General features: G+C 69.6%; 23 protein-coding genes. 18 read left to right on the top strand and 5 right to left on the bottom strand.

Going from position 1 to position 22020, the window contains the following annotated elements:
* The first annotated feature begins 10 nt into the window (after positions 1–10).
* The 12 genes from CV103_RS10995 (at position 11) to CV103_RS10940 (ending at position 10507) form a co-directional block, all read left to right on the top strand.
* Positions 11–949: an XdhC family protein gene (locus CV103_RS10995; protein ID WP_211314380.1), complete on the top strand. Its 939-nt coding sequence runs from the start codon at positions 11–13 to the stop codon at positions 947–949.
* Positions 946–1956 carry a molybdopterin-binding domain-containing protein gene (locus CV103_RS10990; RefSeq protein WP_107394939.1) on the top strand — a complete coding sequence of 337 codons (1011 nt, stop codon included), beginning with the start codon at positions 946–948 and terminating at the stop codon, positions 1954–1956. The genes CV103_RS10995 and CV103_RS10990 overlap by 4 nt, the downstream gene beginning before the upstream one ends.
* The gene (locus tag CV103_RS10985; RefSeq protein ID WP_107394938.1) at positions 1953–2579 is read left to right on the top strand and encodes a nucleotidyltransferase family protein; all 627 of its coding nucleotides are present in this window, start codon (positions 1953–1955) and stop codon (positions 2577–2579) included. The genes CV103_RS10990 and CV103_RS10985 overlap by 4 nt, the downstream gene beginning before the upstream one ends.
* Positions 2580–2651: 72 nt before the next feature.
* Positions 2652–4193 (top strand): FAD-binding protein, encoded by a 1542-nt coding sequence (locus tag CV103_RS10980; protein ID WP_107394937.1) that lies wholly within the window; start codon positions 2652–2654, stop codon positions 4191–4193.
* The gene (locus CV103_RS10975) at positions 4190–4681 is read left to right on the top strand and encodes a nuclear transport factor 2 family protein (protein ID WP_041864963.1); all 492 of its coding nucleotides are present in this window, start codon (positions 4190–4192) and stop codon (positions 4679–4681) included. Before CV103_RS10980 ends, CV103_RS10975 begins: the two co-directional genes overlap by 4 nt.
* Before the next feature lie 75 nt (positions 4682–4756).
* Positions 4757–5692: a type I pantothenate kinase gene (coaA, locus tag CV103_RS10970; protein ID WP_015459911.1), complete on the top strand. Its 936-nt coding sequence runs from the start codon at positions 4757–4759 to the stop codon at positions 5690–5692.
* 204 nt (positions 5693–5896) lie between these two features.
* A complete protein-coding gene (locus CV103_RS10965) occupies positions 5897–6667 on the top strand; it encodes an SDR family NAD(P)-dependent oxidoreductase (protein WP_015459912.1) in 771 nt (256 codons plus the stop codon).
* Positions 6664–7494: an SDR family NAD(P)-dependent oxidoreductase gene (locus CV103_RS10960; protein WP_107394936.1), complete on the top strand. Its 831-nt coding sequence runs from the start codon at positions 6664–6666 to the stop codon at positions 7492–7494. Before CV103_RS10965 ends, CV103_RS10960 begins: the two co-directional genes overlap by 4 nt.
* A 64-nt stretch (positions 7495–7558) precedes the next feature.
* On the top strand, positions 7559–7834 hold the full coding sequence (locus CV103_RS10955) for a DUF6356 family protein (protein WP_015459914.1): 276 nt from the start codon (positions 7559–7561) through the stop codon (positions 7832–7834).
* Between the two features lie 68 nt (positions 7835–7902).
* Positions 7903–8955 (top strand): alanine racemase, encoded by a 1053-nt coding sequence (gene alr / locus CV103_RS10950; protein ID WP_041865497.1) that lies wholly within the window; start codon positions 7903–7905, stop codon positions 8953–8955.
* Positions 8952–9752: an MlaE family ABC transporter permease gene (locus CV103_RS10945; RefSeq protein WP_107394935.1), complete on the top strand. Its 801-nt coding sequence runs from the start codon at positions 8952–8954 to the stop codon at positions 9750–9752. The genes alr and CV103_RS10945 overlap by 4 nt, the downstream gene beginning before the upstream one ends.
* A complete protein-coding gene (locus CV103_RS10940) occupies positions 9752–10507 on the top strand; it encodes an ABC transporter ATP-binding protein (protein WP_015459917.1) in 756 nt (251 codons plus the stop codon). The genes CV103_RS10945 and CV103_RS10940 overlap by 1 nt, the downstream gene beginning before the upstream one ends.
* A 307-nt stretch (positions 10508–10814) precedes the next feature.
* On the opposite strand, the gene CV103_RS10935 is transcribed toward CV103_RS10940, so the two are convergent.
* Positions 10815–11987: an acetyl-CoA C-acetyltransferase gene (locus CV103_RS10935; RefSeq protein WP_015459918.1), complete on the bottom strand. Its 1173-nt coding sequence runs from the start codon at positions 11985–11987 to the stop codon at positions 10815–10817.
* A gap of 64 nt (positions 11988–12051) precedes the next feature.
* Complete coding sequence (locus tag CV103_RS10930) at positions 12052–13044, bottom strand: alpha/beta fold hydrolase (RefSeq protein WP_107394934.1); 993 nt, start codon at positions 13042–13044, stop codon at positions 12052–12054.
* Between the two features lie 91 nt (positions 13045–13135).
* Between CV103_RS10930 and phaR the strand changes: the two genes are divergently transcribed.
* Positions 13136–13717, top strand: coding sequence for a polyhydroxyalkanoate synthesis repressor PhaR (gene phaR, locus CV103_RS10925; protein ID WP_015459920.1), 582 nt, complete (start codon positions 13136–13138; stop codon positions 13715–13717).
* A gap of 45 nt (positions 13718–13762) precedes the next feature.
* Here phaR and CV103_RS10920 read toward each other — a convergent pair whose 3' ends face one another.
* Positions 13763–14602 (bottom strand): class I SAM-dependent methyltransferase, encoded by an 840-nt coding sequence (locus tag CV103_RS10920; RefSeq protein ID WP_107394933.1) that lies wholly within the window; start codon positions 14600–14602, stop codon positions 13763–13765.
* A 53-nt stretch (positions 14603–14655) separates the two neighbouring features.
* Between CV103_RS10920 and CV103_RS22130 the strand changes: the two genes are divergently transcribed.
* From CV103_RS22130 to CV103_RS10900, 5 genes are all read left to right on the top strand, one after another.
* Entirely contained in the window at positions 14656–14847 is a 192-nt protein-coding gene (locus CV103_RS22130; RefSeq protein ID WP_041864966.1) for a hypothetical protein, read from the top strand.
* A 213-nt stretch (positions 14848–15060) separates the two neighbouring features.
* Positions 15061–16782 (top strand): dihydroxy-acid dehydratase, encoded by a 1722-nt coding sequence (gene ilvD, locus CV103_RS10915; protein ID WP_107394932.1) that lies wholly within the window; start codon positions 15061–15063, stop codon positions 16780–16782.
* Positions 16763–18169: an NAD(P)H-hydrate dehydratase gene (locus CV103_RS10910; protein ID WP_107394931.1), complete on the top strand. Its 1407-nt coding sequence runs from the start codon at positions 16763–16765 to the stop codon at positions 18167–18169. Before ilvD ends, CV103_RS10910 begins: the two co-directional genes overlap by 20 nt.
* Positions 18166–19365 (top strand): class I SAM-dependent RNA methyltransferase, encoded by a 1200-nt coding sequence (locus CV103_RS10905; protein WP_070933478.1) that lies wholly within the window; start codon positions 18166–18168, stop codon positions 19363–19365. The genes CV103_RS10910 and CV103_RS10905 overlap by 4 nt, the downstream gene beginning before the upstream one ends.
* A gap of 14 nt (positions 19366–19379) precedes the next feature.
* On the top strand, positions 19380–20348 hold the full coding sequence (locus tag CV103_RS10900; protein ID WP_107394930.1) for a DUF2268 domain-containing putative Zn-dependent protease: 969 nt from the start codon (positions 19380–19382) through the stop codon (positions 20346–20348).
* Positions 20349–20388: 40 nt separating this feature from the next.
* On the opposite strand, the gene CV103_RS10895 is transcribed toward CV103_RS10900, so the two are convergent.
* Together CV103_RS10895 and CV103_RS10890 are read right to left on the bottom strand one after the other, a co-directional pair.
* Positions 20389–21231 (bottom strand): AAA family ATPase, encoded by an 843-nt coding sequence (locus CV103_RS10895; RefSeq protein ID WP_015459926.1) that lies wholly within the window; start codon positions 21229–21231, stop codon positions 20389–20391.
* Between the two features lie 89 nt (positions 21232–21320).
* Complete coding sequence (locus CV103_RS10890) at positions 21321–22019, bottom strand: HAD family hydrolase (protein ID WP_107394929.1); 699 nt, start codon at positions 22017–22019, stop codon at positions 21321–21323.
* Position 22020 lies beyond the last annotated feature (1 nt).

The following is a 22020-nucleotide window of genomic DNA, read 5'->3' as shown; positions in this document are numbered from 1 at the left end:
CCCGTGTCCCATGAATGCGACGGGGGACGATCTCGATATCATGCTGGCGACGGCCGCGAACTGGCTGGCCGCCGGGCATCGCGTGGCCATCGCCACCGTCATCGAAACCTGGGGATCGGCGCCAAGGCGGCGCGGCAGCCATGCGATCATCCGCGAGGACGGCCGCTTTGCCGGATCGGTGAGCGGCGGCTGCGTGGAGGGCGACGTGATCGTGGCCGCGCAGGAATTGCTGGCGACGGGCGGCGCGCGCCGGCTGGATTATGGCGTCGCGGACGAGACCGCCTGGGCGGTGGGGCTGGCTTGCGGTGGCCGCATTTCCGTGCTGGTGCAGACGATCGATGCGAAGCATTTTCCGCCGGAACTGATCGCCCGTATCCGCGATGCGCGGGCGCGGGGCGAGACGGTTGCGGTCGCGACCGGCCTCGACGACGGGCGCAGCGTGGAGGGAGAAGGCCGGGACGGCGACTTCGTGGCGCGCTACGCGCCGCCCCTGCGGCTGATGATCGTGGGCGCGGTGCATATCGCCCGCGCGCTGGTGCCGATGGCGCGGATGATCGGATATGCGCCGCTGCTGGTCGATCCGCGCGGCAGCTTCGCCGCATCCTTCGGGGTGGAGGGGATCGTTCCCGACGAACGCTGGCCGGACGAGGCCATGGCCGAATGGCGGCCGGATGCGGCGAGCGCGGTGGTGACGCTGACGCACGATCCCAAGATCGACGATCCCGCACTGGCGGCGGCGATGGAATCGCCGGCCTTCTACATCGCGGCGCTGGGATCGCGGCGGACGCACGCCGCGCGGCTGGAGCGGCTGGCGGCGCAGGGGTTCGGCGAAGAAGCGCTGGCGCGGATCGCCGGGCCGGCGGGGCTGGACATCGGCGCGGCCGACCCGCCGGAAATCGCGCTTTCGATCCTGGCGCAGGCCACCGCCCGGCTGCGTGGCCGGGGATGAGGTTCGGCCCGGTTCCGACAGGCGAGGCGCTGGGCGCGCTGCTGGGCCATGGCCGCATGATCGGCGGCCGGCGCCTGCCCAAGGGCCGCAGCCTTACGCCCGACGATATTGCGCTGGCCGAGCGCGAAGGCGTTACCGAGCTGGTGGTGGCGCAACTCGACCCCGGCGATGTCGGTGAGGACGAGGCGGCCGTGGCGATTGCCGCTGCGCTGGCGGGGGCGGGTGTGGAGGCATCCGTTCCCCGCCACGGCCGGGTGGACCTGATCGCCCTGCATGATGGGCTGTTCCATTGCGACGGGGCGGCGATCGACGCGGTGAATCTGGTGACGGAGGCGATCGGCCTCGGCACGCTGCACCCCTGCCGGCCGGTGCGTGCGGGCGATGCCGTCGCGACGATGAAGATCATCCCCTATGCGATCGGGGGGCAGGCGCTGGCGGCGGCGATCGCGGCGGCGAGGCGCGCTGATATCGGGGTGCGGCCCTTCGCCCTGCCGGCGACCGCGCTGATCCAGACGCGGCTGCCGGGCCAGCCCGACAAGATGTTCGCCGGCACCGCCGTCGCGACCCGGCAGCGCCTTGCCCGGTTGGGGGCGGCGCTGGCGGCGGAGCATATCTGCAACCATGACGAGGCCGCGCTTGCCCGGCGGCTGGGGGAACAGGACGAGGCGATCGTGCTGGTGGCCGGCGCTTCCGCCACGGTGGACCGGCGCGACGTGATCCCCGCCGCCATCGTCGCGGCGGGCGGGGAGGTGGAGCGGCTCGGCATGCCGGTGGAGCCGGGCAACCTGCTGTGCCTCGGCCGGATCGGCGGGCGGATCGTGATCGGCCTGCCGGGCTGCGCGCGCAGCCCGCGCCGCAACGGCATCGATCTGGTGCTGGAGCGGATCGCGGTGGGGCTGCCGGTCGATGGCGGGGTGATCGCGCGGATGGGCGTGGGCGGCCTGATAGCGGACCAGATCCGCAGGGATGGCCCCTATGGGCAGGAAGCCTGGGAGCCGGAGGATTGAGCGCCAGCGCGGCGAAGGTGGGCGCGATCCTGCTCGCCGCCGGCTCCTCCCGGCGGATGGGGGCGAACAAGCTGACCGCCGATCTGGACGGGCGGCCGCTGATCCTTCACGTCGCCGAGGCCATCCGCGCGGCCGGCCTGCCGCCGCCGATCGTGGTGACGGGGCATGACGCGCCGGCGATCGAGCGGGCGCTGGCGGGCAGGGATTGCCGTTTCGTTCATGCCGCCGACCATGCGGAGGGGCTTTCGCGATCGCTGGCGGCGGGGATGGCCGCAGTGCCCGACGCTTGGGACGCGGCGATGATCTGCCTGGGCGACATGCCATCGATCCCGGCGGCCGTGCTGCGCAGCCTGTCGGACGAGGCGGGCAGGGAGCGGGTGATCGTGCCCGTGCATGGCGGGCGGCGCGGCAATCCGGTGATCTGGGGACGGAGCTACTTCCCCCGGCTGATGGCGATCCGGGGCGACAAGGGCGCGCGCGGGCTGATCGACACGCTGGGCGATGCCGTGACCTTCATGGCCTGCGATACGCCCGCCATCCTGATCGATGCCGATACGCCCGATGCGCTGGCGGCGCTGCGCGCGAATTTCGCCAAAGCGTCCTCAAGCGACAGGCGGCCATAAGCTCACCCCCTTGGCTGGGCCTGAGCCGGCAGGGCCGGTATCGATCGGGCAAAGATCATATGGGAGAGAGCAATGGCCTGGGACGAGGAATGCGACGTCGTCGTCATCGGATCGGGCGGGGGCGCGCTGGTGGGCGCGCTGGCCGCCGCCAAGGCGGGCCTGAAGGTGATCCTTGTCGAGGCGACCGACCGGTTCGGCGGCACGACAGCCTATTCCGGCGGCGGCATGTGGCTGCCCTGCAATGCCGCGCTGCGCCGCGCGGGCGACGACGACACCATGGAGGATGCGCGGGAATATTATCGCGCCGTGGTGGGGGACCGCACCCCGCGCGCGGTGCAGGACGCCTTCCTCGATAACGGCGCGGCCATGCTCGATTTCCTGGAGAGTGACCCGCATCTGGAATTCGCCGTCTATCCCTGGCCGGATTATTACGGGAAGGCGCCCAAGGCGCGCGCCGGCGGCCGGCACATCATGCCGCTGAACCTGACGCCCGAGGAGATCGGGGCCTTGCGCGACCAGTTGCGGCCGACCCTGCCGGTGGAACGGCTGGGCGAGCCCCTGCCGGAGGAGCTGGTGGGCGGGCAGGCGCTGATCGGGCGGCTGCTGCTGGCGCTGAAGGCGCAGGCCGGCGCGGACCTGAGGCTTTCCACGCCGTTCCGCGATTATGTGGTGGAGGATGGCGCCGTTACCGGCGTGGTCGTGGGCAAGGACGGGGCCGAACGCCGCATCCGGGCGCGCAAGGGCGTGCTGGCGGCGGCCGGCGGGTTCGAACGCAATGGCGAGATGCGGGCGCGTTTTGGCGTGCCGGGCGAGCTTTCCGGCTGCGTGGGCGCGCCGGGCAATATGGGCCGGCCGATCGAGGCGGGCATCGCCATCGGCGCGGACGTGGACCTGATGGGTGAGGCCTGGTGGTCCCCCGGCATCCTGCACCCGGACGGCACGGCAACCTTCTCGCTCGGGCTGACCGGCGGCATCTTCGTCGATGCCAATGGCGAGCGTTTCGCCAACGAATCCGCCGCCTATGACCGGCTGGGCCGCGACATCATCGCGGCGGAGGCGGAGGGACGGCTGAAGCGGCCCTTCTGGATGGTCTATGACGACAGCACGGGCGGCGAGCCGCCGGTGATCTTCCCGACCGTGCCGGTGGGCAAGGCCGAGGATTATGTGGCCGCCGGCTATCGCAAGCGCGGCGCGACGCTGGCGGAGCTGGCAAGCGAGATCGGCGTGACGGCCGATCGGCTGGAGGCGACGGTCGCGCGCTACAACGGCTTCTGCGATGCCGGCCGGGACGAGGATTTCGACCGGGGCGGTGAGCCTTATGACCGCTTCTTCATGGGCGAGGGCGGCGGATCGCCGCTGGTGCCGATCCGGCGGGGGCCGTTCCACGCCCAGGCTTTCTCGATATCCGATCTGGGCACCAAGGGCGGGCTGAAGACGGATGCCAAGGCCCGCGTGCTGCGCGCCGACGGATCGGTGATCCCCGGCCTCTATGCCGCCGGCAACACGATGGCGGCGGTGAGCGGCCAGACCTATCCGGGCGGGGGCAATCCGATCGGTTCCTGCGCCGTATTTTCCTGGATCGCCGCCCGCGACATGGCCGGAACGGGAGCATGACCATGGAAGCAGACGATTATTTCGCCATCCAGAATGTGCTGTTCAGCTATCCCTTCGCGCTGGATGCCGGCGATTTCGATGCGGTGGGCGAGCTGCTGGGCGATGCGGTGATCCACAGCGGCGGCGCGCTGCTGGCCGATCGCGATCCGAAGGCCGTGGCCAATGCCTTCCGCAGCTGGGTGCTCACTTATGCCGACGGCACGCCGCGCACGCGCCACATGCTGGCCAATGTGATGATCGTGCCGGAAGGCGAGGGGAAGGCGCGGGCCAGTTCCTACGTCATGGTGTTCCAGCAGGCGGGCGACGGGCCGTTGCAGGCGGTGATCGGCGGCGATTATCTGGACCGGCTGGAGAAGCGCGACGGCCGCTGGCGGATCGTGGAGCGGACCATGGGCAACGACCTGGTGGGCGACCTTTCCCGCCACGGCCGCGACATGGGGACGATCAAGCCCGGCCGGGCGAACGGAGCGAAGCCGCTGGCCGGGTGAACGCGCGCGGGGCGCAACGATCGAATTGCGCCCACCCCCTTGCCTGATCGCCGATTCCCTGCGCAAAGCGCGGACATGGATAGCGAAAGCCATTCGGAGTTCAGCCGCGCGGAATGGGCGCGGCTCCGCTCCAGCGTGCCGATGATGCTGAGCGAGGCCGAGGTGGAGGCGCTGCGCGGCGCCAACGAGCCGACGTCGATGGTCGAGGTGGAGGAGGTGTTCCTGCCGCTCACCCGCCTCATCAACCTGCACGTCGCCGCATCGCGCGGGCTGGCCCGCGTGACCGACGATTTCGTCGGCCGGCCGAGCTGGCCCCGGCCCTATGTGGTGGCGATCGCCGGCAGCGTGGCGGTGGGCAAGAGCACGGTCGCCCGCCTGCTGCGCGCGCTGCTTTCGCGCTGGCCGGATCATCCCAAGGTGGACCTCGTCACCACCGACGGCTTCCTCTTCCCCACGCGGGAGCTGGAGGCGCGGGGGCTGATGGCGCGCAAGGGCTTTCCCGAAAGCTATGACGTGAAGCGGATGATCGGCTTCCTCGCCGATATCCGCGCGACGGGGCGGGCGACCTCGCCGGTCTATTCCCACCAGGCCTACGACATATTGCCCGGCGAGGAACATGTGGTCGACCGGCCGGACATATTGATCTTCGAGGGGCTGAACGTCCTCCAGATCGGCGCCGGGATGGAGCGGGCGAACGCGCCGGTGTTCACCGCCAGCGATTTCTTCGACATATCGATCTACATCGATGCGGCGGAGGAGAATATCGAGCGCTGGTATCTGGAGCGGTTCATGCTCCTCCAGCGCACCGCCTTCCAGAACCCGGCATCCTATTTCCACCACATGGCCCACGCCCCGTTCGATGAAGCGCGGGCCTTTGCGCTGCAATTGTGGGAACGGATCAACGGCCCCAATCTGCGCGACAATATCGAACCCTCGCGCTCGCGCGCCGACGTGATCCTGCACAAGCAGGCCGATCACGGCGTCGATTGGCTGAAGCTGAGGCGGTTGTAGGGGAAAGCAGCCCCGGCCCTTCTCCCCCGAACCCGCCGCAAAATTCCGCATCGACAAAATTCCACATCGACCGTGCGACGATGCGGTAAAATTCGACTCCATGGCGTTCAAAAATTCCCTTCGCTTCCGCGCGGGATTCATGCAGCAAGGCTGCGCATGGCCACGGATGCGCGGCCGATAAGCGATGCTTTGCGGGAGTTTGCCATGGGAAGGATGCGCGACAAGATCGTGCTTATAACGGGCGCGAGCGAGGGAATCGGGCGCGCCACGGCCGAGCTGATCGCCGCGGAAGGCGGCCATGTCGCGATCGCCGCGCGGCGGGCGGAGCCGCTGGAGGAGACGCGCGCGGCAATCGCGGCGGCCGGCGGATCGGTGGAGGCGCACCGGCTCGACGTGTCCGATCTCGACGCTTACGCCGCGCTGATCGCGGACGTCGCCAGTCGCCATGGCCGGCTGGACGTGCTGGTGAACAATGCGATGTCCGCCGCCTACAAGTCGATCGCGGACCTCACCATCGAGGATTGGCGGCGCGATTTCGCGGTGAATGCCGAGGCGGTGTTCGTGGGCACGCGCGAGGCGATGAAGCTGATGATCCCCGCCGGGCGCGGATCGATCGTCAATATTTCCTCCGCCTGCGGGGTGCGGGCGATGCCGGGCATGGCGAGCTATTCCGCGTCCAAGGCGGCGCTGATCCACTTTTCCGCCTGCGCCGCGATCGAGGGCGCGCCGCACGGCGTGCGGGTGAACAGCATCGTCCCCGGCCAGATCGCGACGCCCGCGACGCTGCATTTCCAGGAAATGGCGCCGGATGCGGCGAATGCCGTGACGCAGGCGATCCCGATGCGGCGTAGCGGCGAGCCGGCCGAGCTGGCGCAGGCCGTGCTGTTCCTGGCTTCGGACGAATCCGGCTACGTCAACGGCGTCGCGCTGCCCGTGGACGGCGGCAAGACCGTCCAGCTCTACATGCCGTCATGAGCGGGGCGCTTTCGGGCAAGCGCGCTGTCGTGACCGGCGGCGCGCAGGGGATCGGCCGGGCGATCGCGGAGCGGCTGGCGGCGAACGGCGCGCGGGTGGCGGTGCTGGATATCGATGCCGGCGCGGCCGGCGGCGCGGCAGAGGCGCTGGCGGGCGGGGGGCATATCGGCCTGGCCTGCGACGTTTCCGACAGCGGATCGGTGGATGCGGCCTTCGCGGAGATCGCGGGCGCGTTCGGCGGCGTCGACATCCTCGTCAACAATGCCGGCACGGGCCGCGGCCCCGACGACGGCAGCGACCAGATGTATGCCGGTGCGGCCGAGCGCGCCGCCCAGATCGCGCGGGGCGAGGCGCCGACCGCGCATGCCGACCAGCTGATCCACATGTCCGACGCGGGATGGCGGCGGGTGATGGGCGTCAACCTGGACGGGATGTTCCATTGCGCGCGGGCGGCGGTGCGGCTGATGGCGGCGGGCGGCCATGGCGGCGGCATCGTCAACATCGCATCGACATCGGCGGCGTCCGGCGAAGGCCCGCTGCATTATGTGACGAGCAAGGCCGGCGTCGTCGGCCTCACCCGCGCGCTGGCGCGCGAGCTTGCGACGCGCGGCATCCGGGTGAACGCCGTCCATCCCGGCCCCACCGACACGCCGATCATGCAAAGCGTGCCCGATACGATGGTGGCGGCGATGGAGGCGGCGATCCCGCTGGGGCGGATGGCGCGCCCGGCCGAGATAGCGGCGGCGGTCGCCTTCCTCGCATCCGAGCAGGCGAGCTATGCCACCGGCAGCGTGCTGACGGTGAACGGCGGTTCCTACATGGTCTGACGGAAAGGGGTGGGCGGGGGAGGCCCGGCGTGGCATGGTGGCGCATCAGCGTTCTGGAGTAGCCATGTTCGATCGCCTGTTCCTCGCCCATCCGCGCAGCGTGAACGAAAGCTATGTCGAGCATTTCGGCGTGGCCTTCCGCTTCGGCGCGACGATGGTGGCAAGCGGCCTCGCCTGTATGGTCCATGGCATCGTTCCCGCCCTGTTCGTGCGGACCGGCAGCAATGCCGTGAAGCGGCTGCACGCGCAGATGGCCGCGCGCCAGCCTTCCCCCCGCGCCCGCGAGCAGCGCCATGCCGGGTGGAACGAGCCCGAATGGCAGATCGAGTATGAAATCTGATCGAATTTGAGGTCGGATTGCCGGGCGAGCGGTTGCCCTTGACGGCCTGCCTGCCTATCGGCGTGGATGTGACCGCGCCTGTTCCTCCGCTCCGCATCGATATCGACTCCGCCGCCCTCGTCGCCAACTGGCGCTGGTTCGCGGAGGCGAGCGGGCGTGCGGTATGCGGCGCGGCGGTGAAGGCGGACGGCTATGGCCTGGGCGCCAGGGGCGTGGTCGACCGGCTGGCCGATGCCGGCTGCCGCGACTTCTTCGTCGCGACCTGGGCGGAGGCGGAGGCGCTGGGGCCGCTGGCGGACGCGCTTTCGCTTTCGGTGCTGCACGGCCTGCGCGCCGAGGATGCGGAGGCGGCGCTCGCCAGCCGGGCGCGGCCGGTGCTGAACAGCGCGGCGATGGTGGCCCGGTGGAAGGCGCTGGGTGCGGGCCGGGCCTGCGACGTGATGATCGACACCGGCATGAACCGGCTGGGCCTGACGCCGGAAGAAGCGCGATCGGGCCTGCTGGACGGGCTGGAGATCGATACGCTGATGAGCCACCTGGCCTGCGCGGACGAGCCGGGCCATCCGCTGAACGAACAGCAGCTCTTCACCTTTCGCGGGCTGAAGGCCGCGATCCCGGCGCGGCGATACAGCCTGGCCAATTCCGCCGGCATCTGCCTGGGGCAGCGTTACGCCTTCGGCCTCACGCGGCCGGGGCTGGGGCTTTATGGCGGGATTCCGGGGCCGGGCGCGGAAGGCCATGTCCGCCGCGTCGCGCGGCCGCATGCGCAGATATTGCAGGTGCGGATCGTGCCGCGCGACGCCACCGTCGGCTATGGCGCGACCTTCGCCGCGCCGGCGGCGATGCGCGTCGCCATCCTGAACGTGGGCTATGCCGACGGCTATCTGCGCGGTTTCGGGGAGGGGCGGGGCCGGGCGCTGGCGGGCGGCGTGCCCTGCCCGGTGCTGGGCCGGGTTTCGATGGACCTGCTGGCCGTGGACATCGGCGCCGCGCAGGACGTGGAGGAAGGCGACTGGCTGGAGCTGGATTACGATCCCGCAACGGCATCGATTGCTTCGGGCCTGTCACAATATGAGTTGCTGACCTCGCTCGGCCGCCGCTATCAGCGGTGCTGGTTATGACGGGTAAGCGCTTGGCCGAAGCCATCATCTCATTCTTCGCCGCGATCGGCCGGATCGCCATCCGCTCGCTCGCCACGGTGGGCCGGGCGACATTGTTCGCGATCAACGCGATCCGGCGCGGGCTGACGCCCCCTTATTATCCGCACAAATGGCTGGAGCAGCTCGCCCATATCGGCTGGTTCTCGCTGCCGGTGGTGGGCCTGACGGCGATCTTCACCGGCGCCGCGCTGGCGCAGCAGACCTTCACCGCCGGATCGCGCTTCAACGCGACCTCGACGGTGCCGGCCATCGTGGTGCTGGGCATCGTGCGCGAGCTGGGGCCGGTGCTGGTCGGCCTGATGGTGGCGGGCCGCGTCTCATCAGCGATGGCGGCGGAGCTGGGCACCATGCGCGTGACCGAGCAGCTCGACGCGATAACGACGCTGCGCACCGATCCCTTCCGCTACCTGATCGCGCCGCGTCTGTTCGCGTCCGTGATCGCGCTGCCGCTGATGGTGATGATCGCCAATGCCATCGGCATCTTCGGCGGCTATCTTATCGCCGTCTACAAGCTGGATTTCAACGCCGTCGGCTATCTGAAGGTGACGCGCGAATTCCTGGAGGCCAGCGATTTCATGATGGCGCTGGTGAAGGCGGCGGTGTTCGGCTTCTTCATCGCGCTGATGGGCTGCTATCACGGGTTCCGCGCCAATGGCGGCGCGGCCGGCGTAGGTGAGGGCACCCGTAATGCGGTGGTGAGCGCCTTCATCCTGATCCTGCTTTCCAACCTCCTCATCACCGTGATGGCGTTCGGCTGATGGCGACCCCCAAGATCCAGATCAGCGGGCTGGCCAAGACGTTCGGCGCGAACCGCGTGCTCGACGGCGTGGACCTGGCGGTCGAGGCCGGGGAATCGATGACGATCATCGGCCAGTCCGGCAGCGGCAAATCGGTGACGCTGAAATGCATATTGGGCCTCGTCCGCCCCGATGCCGGATCGATCCGCATCGACGGCGAGGAGATCGTGGGGCTGGGCGAGCGCGACCTTGCCCGCGTGCGCGCCAAGTTCGGCATGCTGTTCCAGGGCAGCGCCCTGTTCGATTCGCTGCCCGTGTGGCGCAACGTGACCTTCGCGCTGACGCAGGGCCGCGCGCGCGACACCGCCCGGATGCGGGCGATCGCGCAGGAGAATCTGGAGCGGGTGGGGCTGGGGCCGGAGGTGCTGAACCTCAGGCCCAGCGAGCTTTCCGGCGGCATGCAGAAGCGCGTGGCGCTGGCCCGCGCCATCGCGCCCCGGCCGGAGATCATCTTCTTCGACGAGCCGACCACCGGCCTCGACCCGATCCGCGCCGACGTGATCAACGACCTGATCATGAGCCTGGTCGACGACCTCGGCATTACCGCGCTGACCATCACCCACGACATGGCATCCGCGCGGAAGATCGCCCACCGGGTGGCGATGCTCTACCAGGGCAAGATCATCTGGCACGGCCCGCGCGACCGGCTTTATGATTCCGGCAATCCCTATGTGGACCAGTTCGTCCAGGGCAATGCCGAGGGGCCGATCCGCTAGGATCAATCGGTTCCGGAATGGGGAGATGCTCTCCATTCCCCATGCGTAGCTGGGGCGGCCGCCGCGAGGGCCGCCGAGTGCCTCGGCGGAACCCACCCCCAACCCCTCCCTTGCAGGGAGGGGAGAGGAAGCGCCGAAGGCCGCCTGCTTCTGATATTCCGGACGGTTCCGGTGCGTGGAAAAGCGTTGTCCCGGAGCCGCCAGCGATGCCAGCCTGCGCTGGCCTGACGTTATCGGATCGGCCGCGGCCCGCCATCGCCGCTTCGCCCGATATCCGGGCGTCGCGGCGATGGCGGGGTGTTCCGGGTCAGCGTTCGATGCACATGGCGATGCCCATGCCGCCGCCGATGCAGAGCGTGGCGAGGCCCTTCTTCGCGTCGCGCTTTTCCATCTCGTAGAGCAGGGTGGTGAGGACGCGGGCGCCCGAGGCGCCGATCGGGTGGCCGATGGCGATGGCGCCGCCGTTGACGTTCACCTTGTCGGCATCCCAGCCGAGTTCCTTGCCGACGGCGAGCGACTGGGCGGCGAAGGCCTCGTTCGCCTCGATCAGGTCGAGATCGGCGACCGTCCAGCCCGCCTTTTCCAGGGCGATGCGGCTGGCCGGCGCGGGGCCGATGCCCATGATCGCGGGATCGACGCCGCAGGTGGCCCAGGAGACGATCTTGCCCAGCACCTTCGCGCCGCGCCGGGCGGCCTCATCCGCCGACATCACGACGATGGCGGCGGCGCCGTCGTTGATGCCGCTGGCATTGGCGGCGGTGACGGTGCCGTCCTTCTTGAAGGCGGGCTTCAGCGCCTGCATCGCTTCCAGCGTGGCGCCGGCGCGGATATATTCGTCCTGATCGACGACGGTGTCGCCCTTGCGGCCCTTCACGGTGACGGGCGCGATCTCATCCTTGAAGCGGCCGTCGGCGCGGGCCTTTTCCGCCCGGTTCTGGCTGCGCACGGCGAAGGCATCCTGCTCGGCCCGGGTGATCTGATATTTCTCCGCCAGATTTTCGGCGGTGATGCCCATGTGGTAATTGTTGAACGCGTCCGTCAGGCCATCATGGATCATGGTGTCGAGCAGGGCGACATTGCCCATCTTGGCGCCGGCCCGCAGGAACTGGGCGTGCGGCGCCATCGACATATTCTCCTGCCCGCCGGCCACCATGATCTTCGCATCGCCGGCGCGGATCGCCTGGGCGGCGAGCGCGACCGCGCGCAGGCCGGACCCGCAGAGCTGGTTGATGCCGATCGCGGTCTTTTCCACTGGCAGGCCGGCATTGACCGCCGCCTGGCGGGCGGGGTTCTGCCCCTGGCCGGCGGTGAGCACCTGGCCCAGGATCACCTCGTCCACATCCGCCGGCGCGACTCCGGCCTGGGCGAGCGCCGCCTCGATCGCGATGCGCCCCAGCTCGTGCGCGGGGGTGGCGGCGAAGGCGCCGAGAAAGCTGCCCACGGGGGTGCGCTTTGCGGCGGTGATGACGACTTCGGTCATGCTAGGCTCCTGTGCGAACGTGGCTCGATCGGCCCTTTGCGGTGCTTCTTCGGCAGCGCGCCTATCATCTCTTTCGCGGTTGCGAAAGCCAATGTGCCAGCGGCTCCCACAGCGCCTGCCGGCCCCGGCTGCCGACGATCATGCCGACATGGCCGAGGTCGAGCCGCATCGCATCGCCGATGCCGGCCGCGCTGGCGGCGGGCACGATGCGATCGGTGAGCGAGGCGACGTCCAGCACCGGGCAGGCGATCGCGGCCGGATCGACCGGCGCGCCGGCCACCAGCCATCCGCCCTTGCCGGTAATGTCGCCGCCGAAGAGATCGACCAGCAATTGCCGCCCGGCGGCGAGCGTCAGCGGCGGACCGTCATTGGCCCAATCCTCCAGCGCGATGAAGGCCTGGATGCGGGGATCGCCTTCGGGCAGGCGGCCGAAATCCTCGAACTTGCGGATGGTGCGCGCGGGATCGAGCCGCCAGAAGCTGGCCTGCAGCGCCTCCATCGGCAGCACGCCCAGCGTTTCGGCGGTGGGTTCGGCCTGGTTCCACAGGCCGGCAAGGTCATCGCGTGCCGCGCGCGGGAACGCGCTGAAATGCCACGGCGCCGCGATCAGCGTGAGCGAGCGGACCGGATGGCGCGCGGCGGCGGCGAGCGCCATCGTACCCCCCAGGCAATAGCCGGCAAGCGCCACCGGCTCGCCCAGTTCGCGCAGCAAAGGCAGCAGCAATTGTTCGACATGGCCGGCGACGTCGCGATCGCGCTCCTCCGGCGCGGGCGTGCCCCAATCGAGGAGGAGCGGGCGCACGCCCTGCGTCGCCAGCCAGCGCAGCAGCGACCGGCCTTCGGCGAGATCGAGGACGTGCGGCGGGTTGATGAGCGAGGGCACGAACAATGCGGGCGGCCCAGCGCCGCCATAATCGCGGATCGCGGCGCGGCCGATGCGCGCGATCACCGGCATTTCGGGCGGTCGCGGGGCGCGATCATGGCCCTGGTAGCGGCGCAGCCCGGCGAGCGCCGCGCGCAGCCGCGCCGGATCGCCCGCGGTTTCATGCTGCAGCATGGCAAGGAACAGCGGAAGGGGACGGGGCTTCTGTTGCGGTGCGTCAGAAAATGATGCTACGCTGCCGCAATTCGTGGGAAAGGGCGCGGTCATGGCGAAATCAGCTGGTTCGGGCACGGGGGGTTCTGGCACGGTCATCATCAAGAAATACGCCAATCGCCGGCTCTATAATACCGAGACGTCGAGCTACATCACGCTCGATCATCTTGCGCACATGACGCGCGAGGGGCGGGATTTCAAGGTGATCGACGCCAAGACGGAAGAGGACATCACGCACAACGTCCTCACCCAGATCATCATGGAGGAGGAAAATCGCGGGCAGACGATGCTGCCGGTGAATTTCCTGCGGCAGCTTATCTCCATGTACGGCGATTCGATGCAATCGATGGTGCCGCAATATCTGGAAGCATCGATGGATGCGTTCCGCCGCAACCAGACGCAGTTCCGCCAGGCGATGGAAGGGGCATTTGCCGGCGGCCCGTTCGCGGAGCTGGCCAAGCGCAACATGGACATGTTCGAGGCGGCGGCCAAGGCGTTCCAGCCGCCGAAGAAGAACGGCTCCGCCGGCGAGGAATCGGCCGGGGCCGCTGGCGGATCGCGCGATGACGAGCTGGCGGCGCTGAAGGCGCAGCTTGCCGGCCTGCAGGCCAAGATCGACAAGCTGGGCGAATAAGCGGGCGGGCCGGCGGCTTTCCGCGCGCCGGCCCCGCCCCTTCGATCAGGGCTTCACGAATTTCAGCGTGAGCCGGTCGCTTTCGCCGATGGCGAGATATTTTTCGCGGTCCTGGTCCCCCTGCGAAAGGGTGGGCGGCAGGGTCCACACGCCGTTGGGATAATCGGCCTTGTCCCTGGGATTGGCGTTCACTTCCGATTCGGCGGCCAGCTTGAAGCCGGCGCTTTCGGCGAGGCGGACGATCGTCGACTTCTTCAGATAGCCGCTGGATTTTTCGAGGGCGGAATCGCGGTCCTCGGGCAGGCGGTGATCGACCACGCCCAGCACGCCGCCGGGCTTCAGCGCCTTGTAGAAGCTGGCGAAGGCGGCCTTCGCTTCCGGCTCGCCCGTCATCAGCAGGTTGTGGGCGTTGCGGAAGGTGAGCACCACGTCCGCGCTGCCGGCCGGCGCGATATCGCCGGGGGCCTTGGGATCGAGGGTGGTGATCTCCACCTTGCCGAAGCGGGCCGGATCGCTGGCCACCAGCGTTTCGGTGGCGGTGCGATATTTGCCCGGAGGCTGGGCGGCGGCGATGTAACGGCCCTTGTCCTTGAGCAGCGGGGCCAGGATTTCCGTATACCAGCCGCCGCTGGGCCAGATTTCCACCACCGTCTGGTCCGGCTGGATGCCGAAGAAGCTGAGCGTTTCCACCGGATGGCGATATTGATCGCGCGCGCGATTTTCCGCCTTGCGGCGCGGATCGGCCACGGCGGCCGCGATCGGCCCGGAAGCGGCGGCGTGGTGCATGGCGTGGCCGGCGTGGGCGGAATGATCCTCCTGCGCGAAGGCCGGCGCGGAAGCCGCCAGGCCGGCCAGCAGGGCTGCCGCAAAAACAGGGTGGCGCAAAGTCTCTCTCCCAATCATGACGATGGCGGCATGATGCGGAGGACGGGTTGGGGATGCAAGGCACACTCTGGGCGTTGGCGGGGGCTTCGGCGGCGGTGGCCGGGCTGGCGGCGCTGGCGGACCACCGCCGCAACCGCCGCCGCGACGTGGACCGGGTGGGCTGGGTGCCGTGGCCGCTGATCGTGATGCTGGCGATCCTGCTGGCGCTGGCCTTCACCGCCTTCGCCATCCACAATCCGGAGTGACCGGATGCGGGGCGTTGAATGAAAATTACTCATGTGACGGGTAAAGAGTAACGTCGTTTCAAAAAATCATGGGCCACGGGTTGCGCGAAGCGGCGCGACAGGCCAAAGACGCCCCGCAAACCCAACCCTTAAAGGAGCGGAGCCTGATTCACGATCCGATCGGCCGGCACCCGGCGGAGCGATCGAGACGTTCAAGCCCCAGGATAGCGTGTCATGACCCATCAGTTCGACAAGTCCCGCCTGCCCAGCCGCCATGTTTCCGTCGGGCCGGAGCGCGCGCCGCATCGCAGCTATTATTACGCGATGGGCATGACCGAGGAGGAGATCGCCCGTCCGTTCGTGGCGGTGGCGAGCGCGGGCAACGACAGCGCGCCCTGCAACACCACGCTGAACGAACAGGCCGATATCTGCCGCGAGGGCGTGATCGCGGGCGGCGGCACGCCCCGCCGGTTCAACACCATCACCGTGACCGACGGCATCGCCATGGGCCATCAGGGCATGAAAAGCTCGCTGGTCAGCCGCGAGGTGATCGCGGATTCGGTGGAGCTTTCGGTGCGCGGCCATTGCTATGACGCGCTGGTGGGCTTTGCCGGCTGCGACAAATCGCTGCCCGGCATGATGATGGCGATGCTGCGCCTGAACGTGCCTTCGATCTTCGTCTATGGCGGATCGATCCTGCCCGGCCGGTTCCACGACCGCGACGTGACGGTGGTCGACGTGTTCGAGGTGGTCGGCAAATATGCCGCGCACGCCTGCCCGCTTTCGGAAGTGACAGCGCTGGAAAAGGTGGCCTGCCCCGGCCACGGCGCCTGCGGCGGCCAGTTCACCGCCAACACCATGGCCTGCGTGGGCGAGGCCATCGGCCTGTCGCTGCCCAACAGCAACATGATGCCGGCGCCCTATAAGGGCCGCGACGAGATCGCCCGCGCGGCGGGACGGCAGGTGATGGAACTGGTGGCGCGGAACATCCGCCCGCGCGACATCTGCACGCGCGAAGCCTTCATCAACGCCGCCCGGATCGTGGCGGCGACCGGCGGATCGACCAACGGCGCGCTCCATCTGCCGGCGATGGCGAACGAGGCGGGGATCGAGTTCGACCTGTTCGACGTGGCCGAGATCTTCAAGTCCACGCCCTATATCGCCGATCTGAAGCCGGGCGGCCGCTATGTCGCCAAGGACATGCACGAGGCGGGCGGCATCTACATGCTGATGAAGACGCTGATGGCCGAAGGGCTGCTCTACGGCGACTGCATGACGGTGACGGGCAGGACGCTCGCCGAGAATATCGACGAGGTGACGTGGAACCCCGACCAGAAGGTGATCTACGACGCCAAGACCCCGATCACCCCCACCGGCGGCGTCGTCGGCCTCAAGGGCACGCTGGCCCCGGAAGGCGCGATCGTGAAGGTGGCCGGCATGCACCGGCTGCAGTTCGAAGGGCCGGCGCGCGTGTTCGATTGCGAGGAGGATGCCTTCGCCGCCGTCGAGGCGCGCGATATCGCCGAGGGATCGGTCATCATCATCCGCTATGAAGGGCCGAAGGGCGGACCGGGCATGCGCGAGATGCTTTCGACCACGGCGGCGCTTTACGGGCAGGGCATGGGCGAGAAGGTGGCGCTGATCACCGACGGGCGCTTTTCGGGCGGCACGCGCGGCTTCTGCATCGGCCATGTCGGGCCGGAAGCGGCGGACGGCGGGCCGATCGCGCTGGTCGAGGATGGCGATCCCATCCGCATCGATGCCGAGGCCGGCACAATCGACCTGCTGGTGGCTGACGACGTTCTGGCGGAGCGCCGGGCGAAGTGGCAGCCGCGCAGGACCGATTATAATTCGGGCGCGCTGTGGCGTTATGCCCGAAATGTTGGGCCGGCGTGGAAGGGGGCGGTGACGCATCCCGGCGCCAGGGCGGAGACCCATGTCTACGCCGACATCTGATCCGGCGGCGGCGCGCCGCGCGATCCTGACGGCGGCGGAAACGCGCGCCGCGGAGGAGGCGATCTTCGCCCGCGGCGTGCCGGTGGCGGACTTGATGGAGCAGGCGGGCGCCGCCGTGGCCGAGGCCGCGTGGCGCTTCGCCGCGATGCCGCCGACGCTGATCCTGTGCGGGCCGGGCAATAATGGCGGGGACGGCTATGTCGTCGCGCGGCACCTGCGCGAACGCGGCGTGCCGGTGCGCGTGGCGGCGACCGGCGAGCCCGGAACCGAGGCGGCGCGCGAGATGCGGGCGCGGTGGGACAGGCCGGTGGAGGCGCTGGCCGATGCGAAGCCGGCGCCGCTGCTGATCGATGCCCTGTTCGGCACCGGCCTGTCGCGGCCGCTGGACGGCGACGTCGCGGGCCGGCTGGCGGAACTGGCGGCGGCGGCGAAGCTCGCCATCGCGGTGGAGCTGCCGAGCGGCATCGCCACCGACGACGGCGCGATCCTTTCCCCCGTGCCGCGTTTCGACCTGACGGTGGCGCTGGGCGTGCTGAAGCCGGCGCATGTGCTGCAGCCAGCCGCATCCTTTTGCGGGCGGGTGGCGGTGGCCGATATCGGCCTTGGCGGCGAAGCGCGCGCGTGGCGGGTGGCGCGGCCGCGGCTGGCGGCGCCGACGCCCGCCGACAACAAATATACGCGCGGGCTGGTGGCAGTGATCGGCGGCGCGATGCCGGGCGCGGCGATGCTGGCGGCGACGGCGGCCGCCCGCGCCGGTGCCGGCTATGTCGTGCTGACGGGCGAGGGCGCCGGGACGCTGCCCCATGCCATCGTGCGGCGGGACGATGCGACGGCGCTGGCCGATCCGCGCACCGGCGCGGTCGTGGCGGGGCCGGGGCTGGGGCGCGACATCGCGGCGCGCCGGCGGCTGCGGGCGGCGATGGATTCGGGCCATCCGATCGTGATCGATGCAGATGGGCTGGCCTTGCTGGCCGATGCTGGGCTATCGCGCCTCCGCCGGCTGGCGATGCCGGCGGTGCTGACCCCGCATGAGGGCGAATTCAAGCGCCTGTTCGGCGATCTGCCGGGCAGCAAGCTGGATCGCGCGCGGGAAGCCGCGCGACGGAGTGAAGCAGTGATTGTGTTGAAGGGCGCGGACAGCGTGGTCGCCCACCCCGATGGCCGGGCGGCGGTGGCCGCCACGGCGCCGGCCTGGCTGGCGAGCGCGGGCACGGGCGATGTGCTGGCGGGCATCACCGGCGCGATGCTGGCGCGCGGGCTGGACCCGTTCGCGGCGGCGCAGGCCGGCCTGTGGCTGCACGGCGCGGCGGCGGCGCAGGCCGGCCCCGGCCTGATCGCCGACGACCTGCCGGCCCATCTGGCATCCGCGCTGGCGGCCTGCGCATGAGCGAGGACGGACTGGTCGTCCGCCTCGCCGGGCGCGGCGATGGCGTGACCGCCGATGGCCGGCATGTCCGGCTGGCGGCGCCGGGCGACATGGTGGCGGCGGACGGCACCGTCATTCCCGGCCCGCAGCATGTGGAGCCGCTGTGCCGCCATTTCCCGCGCTGCGGGGGCTGCCAGCTCCAGCATGTCGACGACGAGGTCTATGCCGATTTCGTGACGAGCCGGATCGTGGGATCGCTGCGCGCGCAGGGCGTGGAGCCGCCGCCGATGGACCTGCCGCACCTTTCCCCGCCGGGCGCCCGGCGCCGCGCGACGATGCGGGCGGAACGGCAGGGGCGGCGCGTGCTGCTGGGCTTCAACGAAGGGGCCAGCCACCGGATCGTCGACCTGAAGGAATGCCCGGTGCTGCGGCCGGAGCTTGCGAGGCTGATCGAGCCGCTGAAGGGGCTGCTGGCCGGGCTGGTGCGCGATCGGCGCGCGGCGGCTGTGCAGATGACGCTGGCCGATCAGGGCGTGGACCTGCTGATCGAGAAGGTCGAGGCCGAAGGGCTGGCCGCCGCCGAGGCGCTGACCGCCTTTGCCGAAACCCACGGGCTGGCCCGGCTGGCGGTGGATGAGGGCGACGGGCCGCAGGTGCGCTGGGAACCGGCGCCGGCGACGGTGACGCTGGGCGGCATCGCGGTGGGGCTGCCGATCGGCGGCTTCCTGCAGGCGACGGCGGATGGCGAGGCGGCGCTGCTGGCCGAGGTGCGGCGGATCGTGGGCGACGCGGCGGTGGTGGCGGACCTGTTTTCGGGCATCGGCACCTTCGCCTTGCCGCTGGCGGAGAAGGCGAAGGTCTATGCCGCGGAAGGCGCGCGCGATCCGGCGACGGCGCTGAAGCTGGCGGCGGCGCGCGCGGGCCGGGCGGTGATGGTGGAGCATCGCGACCTGTTCCGCCGGCCGGTGGACGCCAAGGATCTGGCGCGGTTCGATGCGGTGGTGCTCGATCCGCCGCGCGCGGGCGCCGTCGAGCAGGCGGAGGAGCTGGCGGGCGCCGGGGTGCCGCGCATCGCCTATGTATCCTGCAACCCGCACACCTTCGCCCGCGACGCCAAGATATTGATCCAGGGCGGATATGAGCTGGCGCGGATCACGCCGGTGGGGCAGTTTCGCTGGTCCACCCATGTCGAACTGGTGGGGGAATTCCTGGCGTAACGACGGAGAGACGGATGCGCAAAGCGATGCTGGCGCTGCTGGGACTGGCCACGGTGGCCGCCGCGCCGCCGCCCGTGCCCTTCACCAACCTGGCACCGGCCTTCGACGCATTCGAGGCGCACACCGCAGGCATGGACCCCGCCCGGCGGGTGGCGGAATTCCGCGCCACCTTCGATCGGCTGGCGCCGGGGCTCTACACGACCAGGGGCCCCGCGAAGCTCGACCGGCGGATCGCGGCGGCGCTGGCGGAGTTTCCCGCGATCCGCACGGCCTATCGGCAGGTGGAGCGCGAATTTCCGGCGACTCTTGCGGGATCGGTGGCGCGGTTCCGCAAGGTCTTCCCCGATTTCGTGCCGCCGCTGCCCATCTACCTGACCCATCAGCTGGGCGTGCGTGACGGCGGATCGGATTATGTGAACGGGCGCAAGGTGATGCTGTTCGGCGCCGATATGATCGCGCGGCTGCATAATGACGATTCGCTGCCGACCTTCCTCGATCATGAGCTGTTCCATCTCGAACATGCCCGGCATTTCGACGATTGCGACCAGCTATGGTGCGTGCTGTGGCAGGAAGGGCTGGCGACCCATGCCGCGGCCACGCTGACGCCCGGCGCCAGCGATCACCAGTTGCTGCTGGACCAGCCGGCGCCGATCCGCGCGCCGACCGACGCGCGCTGGGGAGATGCCTTGTGCTTCGTCGCCACCCGCTTCGACGCGGTGGACGGCGGCGACATCGATGCCGTGTTCACCGGCGGCGCCCAGGCGGCGGGGCTGCCGTCGCGCTTCGGCTATTATGTCGGCCTGCGCATCGCCGAACAAGCGGGACGCGAACGGAGCCTGGCGGCGCTCGACCGGCTGGACAATGAGGCCGCCCGGCCCGTGGTGGCGGGCGCGCTCGCCAGCCTGATCGCGGAAGCCCATGCCCCCTGCGCCCCGCCGGCCGCCACCGGCCCGATCACCCGGACGGCGCCGCGCCCGGCCTAGCGGGCCGGCTTACGGCACGGAAACCGAATGCCGTCCGGCCCTAGCCCTGCCGGCGGGCCATGAAGGCGAGGCGTTCGAACAGCATCACGTCCTGCTCGTTCTTCAGCAGCGCGCCGTGGAGGGGCGGGATCGCCTTGCGGGCGTCCTTGGACTGGAGGACGTCCAGCGGCATGTCCTCGGCCAGCAGCAGCTTCAGCCAGTCGAGCAGTTCGCTGGTCGACGGCTTCTTCTTGAGGCCCGGCACGTCGCGCACCTCGTAGAAGATGTCCATCGCGCGGGAGACCAGTATCTTCTGGATGCCGGGGAAGTGGACGTCGACGATCGCCTGCATCGTCTCCCGATCCGGGAACTTGATATAGTGGAAGAAGCAGCGGCGCAGGAAGGCGTCCGGCAGATCCTTCTCGTTGTTCGATGTGATGACGACGATCGGGCGCTCCCGCGCGGCGATCGTCTCTCCCGTCTCATAGACGTCGAAGCTCATCCGATCGAGTTCCTGCAACAGGTCGTTCGGGAATTCGATATCGGCCTTGTCGATCTCGTCGATCAGCAGCACGGGCAGCTGCGGGGAGGTGAAGGCCTCCCACAATTTGCCCTTGCGGATATAGTTGGAAATCTCGTGGACGCGCGGATCGCCGAGCTGGCCGTCGCGCAGGCGGGCGACGGCATCATATTCGTAAAGGCCCTGATGCGCCTTGGTGGTGGATTTCACGTGCCACTGGATCAGCGGCGCGCCGGTGGCTTTGGCGATCTCATGCGCCAGCACGGTCTTGCCGGTGCCGGGTTCGCCCTTCACCAGCAGCGGGCGGCGGAGCGTGACCGCGGCATTGACGGCGACCTTCAGGTCGTCGGTCGCGACATAATCCTTCGTGCCTTCGAAACGCACCCCGCCACTCCCTTGCCGTTCGCGTCAAGCCGGTCCAGCGATAGGGGGCGTGGCGCGGGCTGGCAAGCCGCCGCGTTTTGCGCAGGCGTTCAGCCCCGAAGCTCCGCAAGCCACGCGGGCAGATCGCCCAGCGCCGCCAGCTCGCGATAGCGGGGATGATCGGTCGGGGCGTCGGCCGCCTCATGCGCCCAGACGAGGGGGTAGGGGATCAGCGCGGCGTGGGCGCCGGCCGCCAGCGCGGGCAGCACATCCGATTTCACCGAATTGCCGGCCATCAGCGCGTCTTCCGCCCGGCCGCCATGGCGGGCGAAGGCGCGGGCATAATGATCGGCCGTCTTCTCGCTGACGATCTCGACGCCATGGAACAGGCCGCCGAGGCCGGATGCCGCCAGCTTCTGTTCCTGATGGAACAGATCGCCCTTGGTGATGAGGACGAGGCGATGGTCGGCCGCCAGCGTTTCCAGGGCCTCGCGCACGCCGGGCAGCGGATCGACGGGATGGGCCATCATCTCCCGCCCGGCGGCGACGATCTCCGCGATCACGGCCGTGGGGGCCGCATTGCCGCTGATCTCCAGCGCGGTTTCCAGCATCGACAAAGTGAAGCCTTTGGCGCCGTAGCCGTAAAGCGCGAGGTTGCGCCTCTCCACCTCGGCCAGCCGGGCTTCCACCGTCTCCGCATCGGCGAAATCGGCGAGCAGGGCGTTGAAGCGCTGGTGGGTGAGGCGGAAGATCGTCTCATTATGCCAGAGCGTGTCGTCCGCATCGAGGCCGACGAGGGTGATCGCCATC

The organism is Edaphosphingomonas fennica, from assembly GCF_003034225.1.
In the GTDB taxonomy this organism is placed as follows: Bacteria; Pseudomonadota; Alphaproteobacteria; order Sphingomonadales; family Sphingomonadaceae; genus Sphingomonas_E; species Sphingomonas_E fennica.
The sequence above is the reverse complement of the archived record's forward strand: the minus strand, read 5'-3'. Positions and strand labels throughout refer to the sequence as shown.

What these genes read in the sequence shown, in the direction of transcription:
- CV103_RS10930 (WP_107394934.1), bottom strand. Translation starts at nt 13,044, where the DNA reads ATGCTGCAGCATGAAACCGCGGGCGATCCGGCGCGGCTGCGCGCGGCG.
- CV103_RS10960 (WP_107394936.1), top strand. Translation starts at nt 6,664, where the DNA reads ATGAGCGGGGCGCTTTCGGGCAAGCGCGCTGTCGTGACCGGCGGCGCG.
- CV103_RS10940 (WP_015459917.1), top strand. Translation starts at nt 9,752, where the DNA reads ATGGCGACCCCCAAGATCCAGATCAGCGGGCTGGCCAAGACGTTCGGC.
- CV103_RS10980 (WP_107394937.1), top strand. Translation starts at nt 2,652, where the DNA reads ATGGCCTGGGACGAGGAATGCGACGTCGTCGTCATCGGATCGGGCGGG.
- CV103_RS10900 (WP_107394930.1), top strand. Translation starts at nt 19,380, where the DNA reads ATGCGCAAAGCGATGCTGGCGCTGCTGGGACTGGCCACGGTGGCCGCC.
- CV103_RS22130 (WP_041864966.1), top strand. Translation starts at nt 14,656, where the DNA reads ATGCAAGGCACACTCTGGGCGTTGGCGGGGGCTTCGGCGGCGGTGGCC.
- CV103_RS10975 (WP_041864963.1), top strand. Translation starts at nt 4,190, where the DNA reads ATGACCATGGAAGCAGACGATTATTTCGCCATCCAGAATGTGCTGTTC.
- CV103_RS10990 (WP_107394939.1), top strand. Translation starts at nt 946, where the DNA reads ATGAGGTTCGGCCCGGTTCCGACAGGCGAGGCGCTGGGCGCGCTGCTG.
- CV103_RS10935 (WP_015459918.1), bottom strand. Translation starts at nt 11,987, where the DNA reads ATGACCGAAGTCGTCATCACCGCCGCAAAGCGCACCCCCGTGGGCAGC.
- CV103_RS10955 (WP_015459914.1), top strand. Translation starts at nt 7,559, where the DNA reads ATGTTCGATCGCCTGTTCCTCGCCCATCCGCGCAGCGTGAACGAAAGC.
- CV103_RS10910 (WP_107394931.1), top strand. Translation starts at nt 16,763, where the DNA reads ATGTCTACGCCGACATCTGATCCGGCGGCGGCGCGCCGCGCGATCCTG.
- coaA (WP_015459911.1), top strand. Translation starts at nt 4,757, where the DNA reads ATGGATAGCGAAAGCCATTCGGAGTTCAGCCGCGCGGAATGGGCGCGG.
- CV103_RS10905 (WP_070933478.1), top strand. Translation starts at nt 18,166, where the DNA reads ATGAGCGAGGACGGACTGGTCGTCCGCCTCGCCGGGCGCGGCGATGGC.
- ilvD (WP_107394932.1), top strand. Translation starts at nt 15,061, where the DNA reads ATGACCCATCAGTTCGACAAGTCCCGCCTGCCCAGCCGCCATGTTTCC.
- CV103_RS10995 (WP_211314380.1), top strand. Translation starts at nt 11, where the DNA reads ATGAATGCGACGGGGGACGATCTCGATATCATGCTGGCGACGGCCGCG.
- CV103_RS10965 (WP_015459912.1), top strand. Translation starts at nt 5,897, where the DNA reads ATGGGAAGGATGCGCGACAAGATCGTGCTTATAACGGGCGCGAGCGAG.
- phaR (WP_015459920.1), top strand. Translation starts at nt 13,136, where the DNA reads ATGGCGAAATCAGCTGGTTCGGGCACGGGGGGTTCTGGCACGGTCATC.
- CV103_RS10890 (WP_107394929.1), bottom strand. Translation starts at nt 22,019, where the DNA reads ATGGCGATCACCCTCGTCGGCCTCGATGCGGACGACACGCTCTGGCAT.
- CV103_RS10945 (WP_107394935.1), top strand. Translation starts at nt 8,952, where the DNA reads ATGACGGGTAAGCGCTTGGCCGAAGCCATCATCTCATTCTTCGCCGCG.